This window comes from Brevibacterium sediminis, assembly GCF_013623905.1.
GTDB classification, from domain to species: domain Bacteria; phylum Actinomycetota; class Actinomycetes; order Actinomycetales; family Brevibacteriaceae; genus Brevibacterium; species Brevibacterium sediminis.
In genome coordinates this window covers 89,452-101,776 of record NZ_JABKDD010000003.1, presented here as the reverse complement: position 1 = coordinate 101,776, position 12,325 = coordinate 89,452, and the positions used below count along the sequence as shown (strand labels likewise).

Genomic DNA, 12,325 nt, shown 5'->3' with positions numbered 1-12,325 from the left:
CTCCAGTGCTTCTGGGACGTGGACAGCAGTGCCTCAGGGACGAGGTCAGTCGCGCGACGAATCTGCGAAGTCCGTGAGCGCCTGGCCGTCGAGTCGGTAGGTCTCCCACTCGTCCTGCGGCTTCGCACCCAGCGATTCGTAGAACCCGATGGACGGGGTGTTCCATTTGAGCACGCACCATTCGAGCCGCGTCAGTCCGCGCTCCTGGCAGATCTGCGCCAGCCGGCCGAGCAGCGCCTTTCCGGCTCCCGAGCCGCGATGTTCGGGCAAGACGAAGAGGTCTTCGAGCCAGATGCCGTTCCTGCCCGTCCAGGTCGAGAACGAATGGAACCAGATCGCGATGCCGATGACCTCGCCGCCCGACTCGGCCACGAGACCGAACGTGTTCGCATGACCACCGTCGGGGAACATCACTGCCGCGAAATCCGCCTCGGTGGCCTCGACCGCATCCGGTTCCTTCTCGTAGACGGCCAGCGCGCGGACGAGCCGCAGGATCTCGGGCAGATCAGAGCGTTCTGCTTCACGAATGGTGACGGTCATGGTGTGTGCTCCCAAAGTCGTTCGGTCAAAGGAATTCAGTCTCCGCGGTTCGCGCGCTGTCCCGGCCTGTGCCGACCACAGCTTTCGCCGACCTCACAGCCGGTGCTTGTCCGCGTGGGCGGCTACTTCGGCCAGCTCCTCGGCGGTGGGGGACAGGGGCGAATCCGGATTCGCGTCGGCATAGTAGGCGGCGAACGCCTCGGCGACGGAATCGATCGTCACCTCCGGATGGACCTCGCTGATCGATCCGCCCGTGGACGGATCCCAGTCGATTCCGAGGGCGGCTTCGACATCGGTGAGTACCGCGCGGATCGGATCCGGGTCCTCGACGACGACGGACGACGAGAACAGCCAGGCACCGGAGACCACGCGCTGGGCGGTGCCGATCGCCTTGATCCGCCCGGCCACGTTGACGCTGTGTTCACCGGGACAGTATTCGCCGGGAATCTCGCCGAGGCGGGCATCGATGCCCAGCCCGCGCAGCACCTCGACATAGTCCTGGCCGAAACCGGTGAACCGTGCGTTGGTGTTCGTGATGAATGAATCACTCGGTTCGATGTGATCGATGACCAGCGAACCCGGATGGTATGCGGCCGCGCGCCCGCCGAGGCTGCGCAGGGCAGGCGTGAAACCGTGATCCCGGGCCGCTTCGATGGCGGCGGCGAAGCCGGGCAGGAAACGGTCCCTGGCACCGAACGCCAAGGTCGGGGCCGGTCGGTACATCCGCAGAGTCGCTCCGCGGCGTCCGGCCTTGACCGAATCGAGGAGGACGCGGGCGAATGCGAGTTCCTCCACGGGGCCCATGCCTTCCGCCGCCACCGTGGTCATCGCCAGTGAGTCTGTGTGCACGAGTTCAAGGGTAGAGGATCGGCAGGCCCCGGTCGGGTTCGGGTTGTCGCAGATCGCACTCGTTTCCAAGAGATATGTCAGTTCGGCCAGATAGTGTAGGGCTGTGAGCATGTTGACGACTACAGGACACCGACTGCCCGGAGCCCCCGGCCGCCTGGTCACCGAGACCGCCGCCTGGGGTGCCCTGATCGTTCTTGTCGCGATCAGCTACGTCGTGGCAGGAACCAGCGGACTCGTCGCGACGGTGGGCGGACGCGCCTACACCGCCATGGGAGAGTCTCTCAGCGCCGGAGGATTCGACAATCAGATGGGCAGTCTGTCGCTGCTCATCGTCTTCGCCCTCTCCTGCGCAGGTCTCTTCATCCCGGCCAAGGTCTTCGCCTCCCGACCGCCGGCGGTGCGCAAGACAGCTCTGAGTATCTCAGCGATCGTCGAAGCCGCACTTCTCGTCGTCCTCAGCCTGGCTCCCAGCGCGTGGTTGACCTGGGTCGCGGCCCTGTTCCTCGGCGCCGTGGTGGGTCTGCTCATGAGCATCAACCCCTTCAGGCACGAGAAGCCGTGGCGCCGTGTCGGCATTCCCGCGGCCGTCCTCGTCTTCGTCTCCTGCGCCTTCCAGATCCTCGGCGGCTCTGCAGCGGGAACTCAAGCGCTCGGCTGGGTGTCCCTGCTGGTGGGCATCGGCATGGCCGCCGGTTCCGTCATCATTTTCCTCACCCCCGAACGTGCCCTGCACGCAGAGTCTGCGACGACCGGGCAGTTCCCCGAACTCAAGGCCCGGGTCGCCCGCCCCGCCGAGGCGATCGCGAATCCGTGGGTGTGCATCGGCCTCTTCGCCGTCCTCGGCGCGACCTTCATGCTTGCCCAGCCGACGGCGATCGGCCACGGCTATGGTCAGGCCGGTTTCGCGCTCATCATCGCCTGCTGCCTCGTCGGGTGGGCCGTCGGATTCGAGATGGGGCCGACCTTCGCCCCCGGAATGTCCCGTCCGCGTGTGTCCACTTTCGCTCTGCTCGTCTCCGGTGTGCTGTTGCTCGCCACCGGCGCCATCAACGAACTCTCCGGCAAGGTCGTGCTCTCGGCCGCGATCGCGTTCCTCGTCGGCATCGGCGTGCGCGCTCAGCCCTATGACTTCTCCCGCCGCTACGGTGCCGTCGCGGGCGCCGGTCTGGCCTTGGTGATCAACGCCCTCGATCTCGGCGGCACGGTCGAAGTCGGTTCAAGTCCTGACTGGATCCTGGCTCCCAGCGACGTCGCGTTCCTCATCTTCGGCATCGCCGCCCTGGTCGCCGGAGTCATCGGACTCTTCACCTTCGACCCGCACAGACTGCAGGGGCTGTCCGTCGACATCGTCCACGGATTCCGCCCGCCCAGCCAGCCGGAGACTGCGGCCGGCGGACTCGGGAACTCGGCCGAACGCCTCGGCGCCGGATTCTTCATCGCCATCGAAGGCGGGGATGGTTCCGGCAAGACCACACAGATCAAACGCATCTCCGCGGCTCTGGCCGATGACGGCTATCACGTGGAGGCCACTCGCGAACCCGGCGGCACCGAACTGGGCACGAAGATCCGTTCTGTTCTCTTCGACTCCGACCCGCCGAGCTCGCGCACCGAAGCCCTGCTCTTCGCCGCTGACCGTGCCCACCATGTGGCCTCCCTGGTCGACCCCAGCCTCGACGCCGGAAACATCGTCATCACCGACCGGTACATCGATTCGACGATCGCCTACCAGGCAGCCGGTCGCAGCTTCGACGAGAAGACGATCCTCGCGCTGAGTCGGTGGGCCACCCAGGGGCTCGTACCGAACCTGACGATCGTCCTCGACATCGAACCCGAGGTCGCGGCCGAGCGGATGGGCAAGCGCGGCGACAGCAACTACCTCGACGACGAGAACCAGCAGTTCCACCAGCGCGTGCGCCAGACCTACCTGTCCCGCGCACACAAGGAACTCGACCGGTATGTCGTCCTCGACGCCTCAGTCGACGCCGATGAACTCACCGAGCAGATCCTCGCGGCCATCCGCGCTCGGCTTCCGCAGACCCTGGTCAAGCGCGACACCGGCACCGAGGCGCCCCCCGCCTCAACATCGAATGCTGAGCCCGACAGCGGCCCGGAACGCAGCTCCGTGCCGATCGCTGCCGTGGCCGCCGGAACCGTGCCTGACGACGATAAAGACGAAACATCCTCTCCCGACTCCTCCGCAGAAGTGGACGGTGCACCTGAGACTGCAGACGACTCTGTCGACAGCCGGGATACGGCAGATGGCTCCGCCGAGGATGACACCGATGCGAACGACACCGACGAACGCGATACGCGCGGCGAAGACGAGATGCACGAACGTGGACCGCGTTTCGTCCCCGCCTCCGGCGATCGCTTCGTTCCCTCTGCGGTCACCGACGCCGAGGCCGAGATCTCGGGTGCTGTTCCCACCAAACGCGTCGACCTCGGAGCGGATCTGCGAGAGGATCCGACCGCCTCGGCGAGTGAGGAACCATCCGGTGCTACCAGTGCTCCGGGGGTCGCCGGTGAGGCCGCGGACCGGGACTCGGAGAATGACGAGGAGGAGCTCCCGTCGTTCCTCGAGCAGAAGGGTGCGCGCCGATCCGACGAGGATGATGCCACCACGGTGCTGCCGACCCACGGAACCGACGCGATCATCGATGACAGCGACGATGCCGATGGTGTGCCGACGGACCGAATCGTCACGGATGAAGACGCGGAAACCCGCATCGTCAACCGTGTCGATCCCGAAGACGCCGAAACCCGCGTGGTTCACCGGGCCGATTCGAGTGCCGAGGCAGGTGCGGGTGGCGCAGACGAGGACTCGGCCGATGCCGGGGATGCGGAAACCACGGTGCTGCCGGTCCGCAGTGCACGGGAGATGAGTCGTGAACGGCTGCAGGCGCAAGCCGAGATCGAACGGCAGGCTCGGGAACGTCTGCGCAGGCAGCGGGAACGCAGCAACCGCCGCTTCACCAACCCGGAGGATTCCTGAAGTGAGCGTCTTCGACGAACTCGTCGGCCAGGATGACGTCGTCACCCAGCTCGGCTATGCCCTGGACAACCCGGCGGCGATGACCCATGCGTGGCTGTTCACCGGTCCTCCCGGCTCAGGGCGATCCAATGCGGCTCGGGCCTTCGCCGCGGCCCTGATCTCCGGTGGCACCGAATCGAACGACGTGACCGCCAGGGTGCTGTCGGGACATCACGAGTCGCTGACGATCATGTCGACGCAGAAGTCGGTCATCTCGATCGAAGAGGTCCGCGAACTCGTATCCAAGGCTCAGTCGTCGCCGGTGAACTCGAAATGGCGTGTCGTCATCATCGAAGATGCCGATCGGATGATGGAGCGGACGGCGAACGTGCTGCTCAAAGCCATCGAAGAACCTCCTCCGGGAACTGTGTGGCTGCTGTGTGCACCGAGCCCGATCGATGTGCTGACCACCATCCGATCGCGGTGTCGCCCGGTACGCCTGCGTATTCCTTCTCGGGAGGCCGTGGCACAGCTGTTGATGCAGCGAGACAGTGTCTCGGAGGATCGTGCCCATTGGGCTGCGGCCGTGGCTCAGAACCACATCGGGCGCGCGAAATACCTGGCGCTCAACGAGTCGGCCGACGCCGAACGCAAACAGATCCTCGCCATCCCGGGCAAACTCACCTCGGTGGGGGCGACGATACGTTTGGCCGGTCGCATCGTCGACGCAGCGGCAGAGACCGCGAAGTCACGAGTCGAAGAGCGCAATGCCGCCGAGCGGACTCAGCTTCTGACCACATTGGGGGTCGAAGGGGAGAAGACGATTCCGCCCTCGGCCAGAGCGCAGATCAGAAAGCTCGAGGAAGAGCAGAAGCGCCGTTCGGTGCGGGCCCGCAACGATGAGCTCGACCGGATCTTCCTCGAGCTCATGAGCCTCTACCGTGACATCCTCATGTACCAGCTGGGGATCCGAGACGGGTGGATCAACGCCGGCGAAGTCGATCTCATCGCCGAACAGGCGAACCGGGACGGCCCCGACACCACTCTGCTGCGCATCGATGCGATCACCGAGGCCCGGCAGCGCCTGCAGACGAACATGTCGCCCGTGCTCATCGTCGAAGCAGCCTTCGTGCTGCTGTCGAACCCCTGGCTGCAAGAGGACCGCACGGGCGCACTCTGATCGCCGACGGTTGGGCGCGCCGGGGGAATGGCCGAAGACGCTCAGTCGTCGCCGAGGAGTTCTGCTATGAGTGCTGCGGTGAGTTCGATGCGGCGGGGAATCCAGATCTGCAGAGCGTGTTCGGTCCGGGCGTGGGAACCTCCGCCGACGGTGCCGAGGCCGTCGAGGGTCGGCGTCCCGACTCCGGCGGTGAAGTTGCCGTCCGACCCGCCGCCGACTGCGACTGACCGCAGCGGGGGATGCCCGAGTCGTCCTGCCAGTCGTTGGGCACGGGCATACAGGCCCATCGCCATGTCCTCTTCGAGCGGGGCGCGGTTGATTCCGCCTTTGAGTTCGATCTTCGCACCGGCCACGCTGGGCGTCAGGGCGCGCAGAGCCTCATCGATGCGCACCTGTTCATCCGCCGAGGCTGCCCTGGAGTCGATGCCGACGACGGCTTTGGCCGGTACGGTGTTCGTGGTCGATCCGCTGGTCATCACGGTCGGGACTACAGAGGTCCCGACAGAGGGTTTGTGCAGTGCAGCGATCTCGATGACCTGGTTGGCCACTTCGATGGTGGCGTTGATGCCCTTCTCCGGTTCTACTCCGGCATGCGATGCCAGACCGGTGACTTCGAGCTGGTAGATCGCCACGCCTTTGCGAGCGATCTTGACGGCACCGTCGGCGGCACCGCTTTCGAACACGAGGGCGGCCTTCGCTCCGCGCGCTTCGTTTTCGATGATCTGCCGGGAGCCAGGGGAACCGAGTTCTTCATCGGCAGTGATGAGGAGGCTGACGCCATCGAGATGGCCGAGTTCGGCGCGGACCTTCGCCAACGCGTAGATTGCGATGAGCAGTCCGCCCTTCATGTCATCGGCGCCGGGTCCGCGAACAACTCCGTCCTTGACCGAATACGGAAAATCAGCGAGCGTTCCCGTCGGCCAGACGGTGTCGTGGTGGCCGATGAGCACGACTTTGCGCGGTCCGGTGCCGAAGCGCCACAGCACATGCGGGTGGCCGTCGGTCTCGACGATCTGAGGTGCGGCACCGAGCATTCCGGTGCCGATTCGCGAGACGAGCCGTGCACTGCGGGCCAGGGAAGAGAGGTCGTTGGAGAACGACTCGCATTCGATGAGCGCCTGGAAATCACTCATGAAATCGTCGGAGTCGAACTCTGCCATGGATGTCTCACCTTCTCGCTTGTCAGCCAACTGTTCTTTCAAGGTTAACGGGTGCCGAGATGCGGCCCGGCGGCACCCGCGTAAAGGCGGGCCAGGTGGTCGGTTGTCGCCGTCCGGCGAGGGGGTGACGAAGCTCTCTGCCGGAACCGCCCTGGAGGGTGATCGTCGTTTTGACCGCTGGCAGAGAAGTTGGCTAAAGTTGGTTCGGTTGCCGCCTTAGCTCAGTCGGCAGAGCGATTCACTCGTAATGAATAGGTCGCGGGTTCGATTCCCGCAGGCGGCTCGGCAACAGCCCCTCCCACCAGGACAGACTCTGGTGCGGGAGGGGCTTTCTCGTGGCCGAAGTGCCTGTTAGGCGAGACCCTCTCAGCCGGGAGGCGGAGCGAAGACGGTCTCACTTGCTTGGCAACCCGTCTGCAGGCTGCGGCTGAGATCGTCGGTGGTGCTCACTCGGCTGACCATCAGACACAGCGCTTCGCCATCGACGGACGTCGTCGTGTGAAAGCTGCCTGGAGACATGACGATTCCCTGCCCCGGGCGGACAAGAAACCGATTGACCGTTCCGTCGTCGACATCGTCTCGGAACAAGTGCTGGACGATCGTACCGGTGATCGGAATGAGCGCCTGCTCCGTGAGCAGATGCGCTTCGAAATCCTCCGGTGGCTCTGCGCGGTCGTAAGATACCCACAGCAGATCGGTCGTTCCGTCGGCGCCTGGTTCGAAAAGGGAAGCACGGAAGAACGAGGTCGCTGCTGACAGGAATGCTGACGAACCGGGCACCTGCTGGGCGTGGAAATCCATCACCCTGCCGAACGGCGCGAAGGCTTCCGGCGTCAGCTCGAGCATTCCGTCCCCCGCGAGGTCGGAGTTCTCGCGCCGACCCAAGGTCACGTGAGAGCGGGAAGGAGACTTCACGGTTCACTTCACCCGACCGGCTCAGGCATCTTTTCCACGGTGTAGGACATTTCGATGCTGTCCTCGGTGCGCGGGTCGAACAGGCGCACTCGCCAGAGTGAGGCGAACTGGTCAACACCTTCAGCCATGGGGATGGTGCCAGAGATGAGGACGGTGCCCGGCTGCGCGACCTCCTTGGCCTTGAGTTCGTCAAGCCAATAGCTCGGAGGCAGCAGATCGGCAAAGCTTCCATCCTGAAGCTGTGATTCGACGCCACCCGCATCAGTGACGAAGGACTCGATGCGGATCTCGTCGATGTGATCGGCAATTTCCTCATAGACCCATGCACGCTTGGCCAGAATGTTCGGTGCAGCATTCTTGCTCCATGCCACTCCATACACTTCGAGGTCGCGATCGGTCTGATCGCTGGCTGCGGTGATGAGTACGCCGCGGTCCGATACGACCAGCGCCCATTCCGCCTCTCCAGAAGATTTTCCGTGCTGGACCGTCACGATCTCAGCCTGCTGAGCAAGGTAAGGAGACACGGGGTATAGGGCGGGCACCTGGCTGGGGCCAGGTACTCCGAGAGCGGCCAACTCGTCAATGTGATGCTGAACCGCTTCTTGGTTTCGACCGGCATAGCCCGCGTTGAGAAGCCTGTCGACGTGTACGTCAACGGTGGTCTTGTCCGGGAGTTCGAAGGTAAGCATCGTGTGTTCTTCCTTGTCGTCGATGAGGTTTCACGTGATGTTGTCTCATTGTATACAGCCTGTATACTGTTAGCGCAATCACAGTTCTTGCCGCAGAGTCGCAGGCGAGCATTGTCCAGACAGATGAAAAGGATTGCTATGCAGAGTGCATCAACAACCCGTCCGCCGGTGGCGCGGAAGGATCTCATCAAGGCATTCGCCGCCAGCCTGAGCGGCACCACGCTCGAGTGGTACGACTTCGCCATCTATTCGGCAGCGGCGGCCATCGTCTTCCCCGTGCTCTTCTTCCCTTCGGGCGACCCGATGGTCGGCGTGCTGTTGGCTTTCTCGACCTATGCAGTCGGCTACGTCTCTCGGCCGTTGGGCGGAATCGTCTTCGGCCGCCTCGGCGACAAAGTCGGTCGAAAGAAAGTCCTGGTCTGGACTCTTGTGCTCATCGGAGTCTCGACATGTCTCATCGGCATCCTTCCGACCTACCAGAGCATCTCCCTGTGGGCTCCGCTCTTACTGGTGCTCCTGCGTTTCGCTCAGGGCATCGGTGTCGGCGGTGAATGGGGCGGCGCTGTCCTCCTGTCTAGCGAATACGGAGATCCGCGCTATCGCGGCTTCTGGTCGTCAGCTGCTCAGATCGGACCTCCGGCCGGCAACCTCATGGCCAATGGTGCCTTTGCGGGTCTGACTCTCGCCCTCAGCGAAGAGCAGTTCTTCGCTTGGGGCTGGCGTGTGGCGTTCCTCGTGTCGGCGGTGCTCGTGCTCTTCGGTCTGTGGATCCGTCTCAAGCTCGAAGACACCCCGGTATTCAAGGCAGTCGAACAGTCGGGTGAGCGTCCCGAGAAGCCGATCACAGAACTTCTGCAGACCGAGTCGCGCCCGCTGTTCTCGGCGATCCTCGCCCGTATCGGGCCCGATGTCACCTACGCACTCTTCACAGTCTTCACCCTCGCCTACGGCACGATTGTGCTCGACCTCGACCGGACCACGGTGCTGGGCGCGGTCATGCTCGGCTCAGCTTTCCAGGTCATCTGCATCCCGCTGGCCGGCTATCTCTCGGACATCATCAACCGACGTCTTGTCTATGGTGTCGCTGCGGTGGGCGCAGTGGCGTGGACCTTCGTCTTCTTCACCAAGCTCGAAGCGGGAGACGCCACCTGGATGTACATCGGCATCCCCGTCGGCCTGTTCTTCCACTCGCTCATGTACGGGCCGCAGGCGGCGTTTGTCGTCGAGCAGTTCACACCTCGACTGAGGTACACAGGTTCGTCACTGGCATACACCATCGCCGGTGTGCTCGGCGGGGCGATCGCTCCGATGATGTTCACGCTGCTGCTCGACAACACCGGAACCTGGGTCTGGGTAGCCGTGTACTTGGCCGGAGCCGTGACTCTCACGCTGATCGGTCTGATCATGGGACGCAACAACAACGTGCAGGAGGACGTCGACCATCTTGAGAGGCTTGCAGTCGCGCAGCGCTCGGCGGACTCCGTCGACGAGGTGGCTGCGAGTCGTTGAGTTCGATGAGCCATGTGCTCCGGCGGCCCGCGGCTGCCGGGGCACTGTGAGTCAGACGGGGGTGCAGAGTCATCGACGACTGCGAAGCCAGACTTCGAGTAGGCGGCCCGAGAAGAGAGCCTGCTCGTCGAGGTCTGAGGTTCTCAGCGGGAGAGCAGCAGGTTCTGAGTTTGTGCGATGTGTTCGCGGATCGCCGCGGCGGTGGCATCGTAGTCGCCGGATTTGAGGGCCTCGAGTATCCGAGAATGCTCATCGAGTACCTGCGTTGGTCGGTCGGCGCTCGTCCACGTCGCAGAGATTCCGAAGCGGACGTGCTTGACTCGCAGGCGGGTATAGATGTCGCTGAGCACACGATTTCCTGCCGCGTCGACCATTGATGCGTGAAAGCGCTGATCGAGACTGATGAAATCGGGAATCGTATCAGGAGAAACGGGAAGCTCCACCTGTTGGCGATAGAGGTCGTCCATGACCGCAACCGGAGTTTCACCGGAATCCAGGATCTGTCGAGCTGTGTCGAGCTCGATCATCTGTCGTACTTCCATCGTCTCGCGGATCTCACGATCGTCACTGGGGCGAATATAGGCTCCACGATGCGGAATGAGATCGACGAGCCCGTCGGAAGCAAGCATGATGAGCGCTTCGCGGATCGGAGTCCGGGACAGGCCGAAACGTTTGACCAGATCCCCCTCGGTCAGGAAGGTTCCCTGAATCGCAGGATCCGTCAGGACGAGGTCACGCAGGCGCTCATAGGCTGTCCGGCGTGCGGCTGGACCTGACGAAGTTTGCATACAACCCACCTTAGTCGTTTGCTGGACAACCAGCATTCGTCGCACAGAAGACATCCGATTCAACCATGGATACAGAGGAGAGAGACATGAAGATCGCGTTGGTTCAGATGAACTCGACGGGAGACCCGCAGGCGAACCTCGACAAGGTCGCAGACCACACTGCGGCTGCAGCGGTTGAAGGGGCGCAGCTCGTGGTCTTCCCCGAGGCCACACAGATCGCTTTCGGGCACGATTTGGCGCGCGCGGCGGCGGACGACAAGGGTGGGTGGATTCAGTCGATTACCGAGATCGCACGGAAGAACGAAACTGTGATCGCCGTGGGCGTCTTCCGCCCGGGTGACAACGGGACCGTGACCAATAGTCTCGTGGTCCGCGGTATCGATGACGGTCGAGAGGTCAGCGCCGACTACGACAAGGTCCATCTCTACGATGCCTTCGGCCACCGCGAATCGGACTCGGTGACCGCAGGGGAGTCGGTTCGCACATTCCGCCTCGGCGATCTGACCTTCGGCCTGGCGATCTGCTACGACGTGCGATTCCCCGCATTGTTCACCGCTCAAGCGCGAGCGGGAGCGGATGCGATCATCCTCGCGACCTCGTGGGGCGCCGGTCCGGGCAAGGTTGAACAGTGGAAGCTCTTGGGACCAGCCAGGGCATTGGACTCCACAGCTTATGTGCTCGCCTGTGACCAGGCGGATCCCGCGGTTACGGAAGCACCGGCGAAGGAAGGAAATCCGACGGGGATCGGCCATTCGTATGTGGCTGCTCCGAACGGTGAATTGCTCGCCGAGGCGGGGCGCGGTGAAGAGATCATCTTCGCCGACATCGATCCGGACAGAATCACGGACATCCGCGCTTCACTGCCCGTTCTCAATAACTCGCGTCTGGAGAAGGACATTCGCGTCGAAAGCATTTGAAAGGAGGTCTTCAGCCGGCTGATTGCCGGAGCGCCCATCGCGGGCGGACAGGCGACAGCCCCTCTCGATCCAACGCACATGCTGGATCGAGAGGGGCTTATGCATCTCTACTTGCGTCCTCGGCCTGTAGGCGAATCGTCAGGCGCTCAGCGCTTCTTCACCGGTTTGAACGACGTCGAGCACTTCCACGTCGTCTTGCCCTTCTTTGCCATCACGGTCACCTTGACAGCCTTACCTGGGGTAGCGCCGGAGATGTAGTACTTCAGAGAGGCCTTGCCCTTCTTCGACGCAGTGGCCTTCTTCTTCGTCTTCGTCGTCTTGTAGTGGGCAAGGGTCTCGACCTTGGCCTTCGAGCCGACCTTCGAGACATTGACCCAGGTGTTCGAGTACTGGCGGGGCTTCGAATTCGACATCTTCACTGCGCATTTCTTCGTCGCAGCTTCGGCGGGTGCCGCGTCGACGGCGATGGGGCCGGCGAGCAGGCCGACAGCAAGGGTCAGTGCCATGAGCTTCGAACCCGTCTTCGTGCGGGCAAGGGTGGTCAAGGACATGATTCTCCATGGGGATCAGAACTGATAAGTCGATTCATCATAACCACTTCTGTCGTCAAAGCTAATCGGCATTCCGGGTGGGCCTCTCGAAAGCAGTCCTATGAGGGCCTGGAAGAGGGGCTGAGTTCGGGTTGGAAGGCCCGTCGAACCGCTCGAATGCCATGTGTTGATCATCACTGGAAACTGGTAGACAATAGAAGGGCACACTACTGAACGATTGATCAGTCAGCTCGATTTCCGCCAGACACCACGCGCG

General features: G+C 63.2%; 11 protein-coding genes and 1 tRNA gene. 5 read left to right on the top strand and 7 right to left on the bottom strand.

The features are described from left to right. Positions 1-45: 45 nt before the first annotated feature. On the bottom strand, positions 46-540 hold the full coding sequence (locus tag HK108_RS06565; protein ID WP_139468696.1) for a GNAT family N-acetyltransferase: 495 nt from the start codon (positions 538-540) through the stop codon (positions 46-48). Between the two features lie 93 nt (positions 541-633). Then, on the bottom strand, positions 634-1,389 hold the full coding sequence (locus HK108_RS06560; RefSeq protein WP_229664002.1) for a lipoate--protein ligase family protein: 756 nt from the start codon (positions 1,387-1,389) through the stop codon (positions 634-636). Between the two features lie 109 nt (positions 1,390-1,498). Here HK108_RS06560 and tmk point away from each other — a divergent pair, with 109 nt between their 5' ends. Continuing rightward, entirely contained in the window at positions 1,499-4,381 is a 2,883-nt protein-coding gene (gene tmk / locus HK108_RS06555) for a dTMP kinase (RefSeq protein ID WP_181271040.1), read from the top strand. A gap of 1 nt (position 4,382) precedes the next feature. Then, positions 4,383-5,540 carry a DNA polymerase III subunit delta' gene (locus HK108_RS06550; RefSeq protein ID WP_172173890.1) on the top strand — a complete coding sequence of 386 codons (1,158 nt, stop codon included), beginning with the start codon at positions 4,383-4,385 and terminating at the stop codon, positions 5,538-5,540. 41 nt (positions 5,541-5,581) lie between these two features. On the opposite strand, the gene HK108_RS06545 is transcribed toward HK108_RS06550, so the two are convergent. Next, on the bottom strand, positions 5,582-6,700 hold the full coding sequence (locus HK108_RS06545; protein ID WP_181270921.1) for a M20/M25/M40 family metallo-hydrolase: 1,119 nt from the start codon (positions 6,698-6,700) through the stop codon (positions 5,582-5,584). Positions 6,701-6,910: 210 nt separating this feature from the next. Between HK108_RS06545 and HK108_RS06540 the strand changes: the two genes are divergently transcribed. Next, positions 6,911-6,983 (top strand) — tRNA-Thr (locus HK108_RS06540). 83 nt (positions 6,984-7,066) lie between these two features. Here HK108_RS06540 and HK108_RS06535 read toward each other — a convergent pair. Together HK108_RS06535 and HK108_RS06530 are read right to left on the bottom strand one after the other, a co-directional pair. After that, positions 7,067-7,615: an ureidoglycolate lyase gene (locus HK108_RS06535; protein ID WP_139468693.1), complete on the bottom strand. Its 549-nt coding sequence runs from the start codon at positions 7,613-7,615 to the stop codon at positions 7,067-7,069. 8 nt (positions 7,616-7,623) lie between these two features. Then, the gene (locus HK108_RS06530; RefSeq protein WP_181270920.1) at positions 7,624-8,304 is read right to left on the bottom strand and encodes a DUF2848 domain-containing protein; all 681 of its coding nucleotides are present in this window, start codon (positions 8,302-8,304) and stop codon (positions 7,624-7,626) included. 138 nt (positions 8,305-8,442) lie between these two features. Between HK108_RS06530 and HK108_RS06525 the strand changes: the two genes are divergently transcribed. Further along, on the top strand, positions 8,443-9,813 hold the full coding sequence (locus tag HK108_RS06525; RefSeq protein WP_229664001.1) for an MFS transporter: 1,371 nt from the start codon (positions 8,443-8,445) through the stop codon (positions 9,811-9,813). A gap of 143 nt (positions 9,814-9,956) precedes the next feature. Here the strand turns inward: HK108_RS06525 and HK108_RS06520 are convergent, their stop codons facing one another. After that, positions 9,957-10,637: a GntR family transcriptional regulator gene (locus tag HK108_RS06520; RefSeq protein ID WP_188741299.1), complete on the bottom strand. Its 681-nt coding sequence runs from the start codon at positions 10,635-10,637 to the stop codon at positions 9,957-9,959. A gap of 50 nt (positions 10,638-10,687) precedes the next feature. Here HK108_RS06520 and HK108_RS06515 point away from each other — a divergent pair, with 50 nt between their 5' ends. Then, positions 10,688-11,518, top strand: a complete 831-nt coding sequence (locus HK108_RS06515) for a carbon-nitrogen hydrolase family protein (RefSeq protein ID WP_181270917.1) — start codon at positions 10,688-10,690, stop codon at positions 11,516-11,518. A gap of 146 nt (positions 11,519-11,664) precedes the next feature. Here HK108_RS06515 and HK108_RS06510 read toward each other — a convergent pair whose 3' ends face one another. Then, positions 11,665-12,069 carry a hypothetical protein gene (locus tag HK108_RS06510; RefSeq protein WP_181270916.1) on the bottom strand — a complete coding sequence of 135 codons (405 nt, stop codon included), beginning with the start codon at positions 12,067-12,069 and terminating at the stop codon, positions 11,665-11,667. Positions 12,070-12,325 lie beyond the last annotated feature (256 nt).